The sequence below is a fragment of the Lishizhenia sp. genome, assembly GCF_057456495.1.
Window position 1 is genome coordinate 1 of record NZ_JBVCPV010000241.1, and the last position, 3,581, is coordinate 3,581.

Sequence of the window (3,581 nt, forward strand, 5' to 3'; positions counted from 1 at the left end):
GAAGAAACGAGGAACATCATTCTTCTCAAACAAGACCTCCCCTTTTTTTAAATGTATTTTTTCAGCTCCGTAGCGAAGCATCATTTCTTCTTTAATCATTACTTAAAAAGGATAATATAAAGTAGCTGTAAATGAACCTCTTCTACCACTCACCACACGAAGACTTGGGTCGTCATATCTCCCCTTGTTTAGTCCGTACGTATAAGCCAGTTTCACCGCAATAATACGGTTGGGTAAATCAATTTGACCTCCTAATTCAACACTTGGACCAATCACGTGTTCCATATTGAATCCAAATTCTTTGTAGAAATTATATTCAAAACCTAATCCTAAAAACATGTTATAGCTTTCTGGATTACCTAGCATTACCTCTCCATATACAGGAAGGTTTACACCAATATTACCAAAAACATTGTTAGAAAAAGATGCTAGATAAACACCTCCAAATGGATAAGCTCCCACACCGTAAGAAAAATTAGGTCGTTTATTAACCAATATTTTTCCGCCATAACTAAAACCATAAATAATGGAATTATACCTCAATGTACCCGCAGGAACATTTCCTTCTACAAACTCTAATTCTTGCTGGTAGTGAGAATAAACCAAACCTGGTCCGACATATTGATAATACGTTTGGGCACCTGCCAAACCACTAAAAAGCATGCACAAAGCAAAAATCAATCTTTTCATAGTTCTAATTTACACTTGCAATATTACCATTTTCTATACCAAAATAGCTATAAAGGTAGCTCAACATTCATTTAAAAGCTATGATTAAGGTCATAAAAACTGCTAAAACTTGGTCTTAATTTTACCTAAAACAAAACATAGATATCATGAGTGCAAAAACAGCAGTAGCCACAGCAGATAATGGATTTTACACCAAATTAGAACAAGGAAGATTTGGCTTAACTACAATAGGAATGACGCTACAATCTTGCTTAAGTGCAGTAGCTGTAAATTATTTACTTCAATTAGAAAACGATAAGGATTTAATCCCATTAATTCTATTGGCAATGATTACCATGGCTTCTAACGCATTTATAATTGCCCAAATGAGTATGAAACTCATTTTCAACACTTTTGTATTGAGTATTATTAGCGCCACAGCGTTTCTAATATACGCCTTACTAAGTATGTAAATTGAACTCCATAACAACAACAACAAAAAGCCCGCTCAACTACAGTTGAAGCGGGCTTTTTAATCTTTCTTAATTCGATCTATTGTTCTAAATCTTCTCCCCAATTCTTTAATTCGTCCTCAGACCATAAACTTGGGAAAAATACTCTTCTTTGGTATTTTGGGTGCATGTATTTGGTCCAATCACTACCACCTGTTGCCGCTTTTGGTTTGTCTTCCTGACCGTAGTTCAAGTATTTTTTAGCTGTATTGTAATGTGCCATGACCCATGTAATATTTATGGTGTAGTCTAAATGACGCATTGCAGCTATAAGGTTTTCATTCTCCCTAGCTTCTTTGGGTAAGCTTAAGTACATAGAATACAAGTTGTTTTCACTGTGTTTCTCCATGTAATCTAAAAAGAAGCTCTTGTATTTTTTCTCAAAATTGAACAGCAATTGTTTCTTCTCTCCAGTTTTGAAGTTCTTACCTGCGGCTTGCCAGTAAAGTCTATTGAAAATATCTTCCGTTTCAGAATCTTTATTTACCTCATTTCTAAACCTAGGATCAACCAAATTTAAAGCATTGGTGCAAGAAAACTCAATCATTCTGTATTGCGCACTTTGGAAACCACTTGCTGGTGTTAAAGTATCTCTAAATAACAAATACTGCTCAGGCTCCATTCCATCTTTCATGATTGTAAAAGATGAAGTTAACATATCGAAGTAACGCGAAATTCTTGATAATTTAGAAGAAAACAACTCAGGCGTTAAGTTATCTGTTTCTTGTAATTGCTCTATTTCATGCAACATCATTTTAAACAAAATCTCATTTACCTGGTGGTACATGATAAAAACCATCTCATCCGGAAAATCAGTTCTTGGCTTTTGTAAAGAAAGTAAAGCCTCAGTATCAATATAATCCCAGTATGTGATAGGCTTTTGGTATAGGAGTCCTTTTAAATAAGTCTCCATAGGTTCATCCAAACCCTTATATTTCTCTTCTAATTTATCTAGTGTATCTTTCATTTTCCTTTGTTTACAATCTTCAAAGATGAAGTTTTTTCGTCTCTTTTTTTATGACCTATATCATAAAACCATCAAAGATCAATTGCCTTTTCCTATTTTGTATAAGCATAAAAAGGAGAGCATTAAATTGCTCTCGGCCAGTGTTTTTCCTCGATTTAAATATTGATGCATTCCGCCAATTCCAAGACGTACTCCATTCCTGAACTTATAATAAGTCCCCAAATAAAATAGGTTTTGATTTAAACTCACCTCTAAAGATTTGCTAGGGATGTTCAGCCATATTTCATTAAAACTCATAAGGTACACCTTCTTACTTTTGGTAATTGGCCGGTTCACCAGACACCTGTACCTAAACCTGTTGTTATAAACCCTTCCATCTATCCAAGTATCTCCATTTTCACCTGTAATTAATTTTTGAGTGAAACGTTCTTCCATTCTCAAACGGTGAAAGAAGGAAAACTGATGCGTTTTATGTTTCAAGGTTGTCTGTTGCCATAAAGTGATTTCTGACTGTGCTATGGGAAGGGGAACTTCTCCGTGGGGCAAATTTTTAAAGTACGTAAATCCACTAGAGAAGCTTATATGTGGTTTATAGTTGTACTTTATACCTGGAATGAATAAGTATTGCTGAAATTCACTGCAAGCATCCGTGAAGCGGACATGCACTTCGCTATTGAAGAACCACTTCTCTTTGATTTGAATATCACCTATGGCAGTATTCCATAAATGTTTATGCTTTAAGAGTTGTTTCTCTTGAGCAATTGAAAGTTGAATAAATAATAGGCTCAGTAATAAAAGGAATAGGTAACTCCTTTTTTCTTTCATTGTAGTAGTTGTTGTGCTATTTTTAGCAATTTAATTCATCCAGCTATAGGTCTTATTTGAAATAGATAAGTATCAATCTAAATTCGATATACGGTAAGTAAAACATGGATAAATTGAATATCCCTAAAACTTACAATTAAACCACCGATAAACAGAAAAGATACAGGGATCTAACCAGAGCTTGCCTAGAAGTTTTTTTTGAAAAAATATAGAATTATCCCAATTTATAGATTTCCATGACGTCCTCTAAAATTTTAGGGAAGTCTATTTCTAAATCTATTAATTTTCCTGAGTGAATATCAAACACCCATCCGTGCACAGTAAAATCTCTTTCCAATGAAGCTTTTTGTACCTGTGCTGTTTTTATCACGTTGATACATTGCTCTTGAACGTTCAGTTCCACTAGCCTTTTGTACCTTGACTCTTCATCATCAATGGCATTTAATTCTGTTTTATGGATACGGTAGACGTCACGAATATTTCTTAACCATGGATTTAAAACACCTAAATCTTGTGACTCCATTGCAGCTTTTACACCTCCACAGTAATAGTGGCCACAAACAACGACATGTTTTACTTTTAAATGCGCCACTGCATAATCTATTACA

Annotated in this window: 5 protein-coding genes; 1 reads left to right on the forward strand and 4 read right to left on the reverse strand. The window is 34.5% G+C overall.

Going from position 1 to position 3,581, the window contains the following annotated elements; translation table 11 throughout:
- Positions 1–102: 102 nt before the first annotated feature.
- Positions 103–690 (reverse strand): hypothetical protein, encoded by a 588-nt coding sequence (locus tag AC22ZQ_RS13285; protein ID WP_318959249.1) that lies wholly within the window; start codon positions 688–690, stop codon positions 103–105.
- Positions 691–836: 146 nt separating this feature from the next.
- Here AC22ZQ_RS13285 and AC22ZQ_RS13290 point away from each other — a divergent pair, with 146 nt between their 5' ends.
- On the forward strand, positions 837–1,142 hold the full coding sequence (locus AC22ZQ_RS13290; protein ID WP_318959250.1) for a hypothetical protein: 306 nt from the start codon (positions 837–839) through the stop codon (positions 1,140–1,142).
- A 79-nt stretch (positions 1,143–1,221) separates the two neighbouring features.
- On the opposite strand, the gene AC22ZQ_RS13295 is transcribed toward AC22ZQ_RS13290, so the two are convergent.
- The 3 genes from AC22ZQ_RS13295 to AC22ZQ_RS13305 form a co-directional block, all read right to left on the reverse strand.
- Positions 1,222–2,148, reverse strand: a complete 927-nt coding sequence (locus tag AC22ZQ_RS13295) for a tryptophan 2,3-dioxygenase family protein (protein WP_318959251.1) — start codon at positions 2,146–2,148, stop codon at positions 1,222–1,224.
- Positions 2,149–2,226: 78 nt separating this feature from the next.
- Positions 2,227–2,973 carry a DUF2490 domain-containing protein gene (locus AC22ZQ_RS13300; protein ID WP_318959252.1) on the reverse strand — a complete coding sequence of 249 codons (747 nt, stop codon included), beginning with the start codon at positions 2,971–2,973 and terminating at the stop codon, positions 2,227–2,229.
- 214 nt (positions 2,974–3,187) lie between these two features.
- Positions 3,188–3,581 (reverse strand): carbonic anhydrase (locus AC22ZQ_RS13305; protein WP_318959253.1); only part of this gene is annotated, 394 nt, incomplete at its 5' end.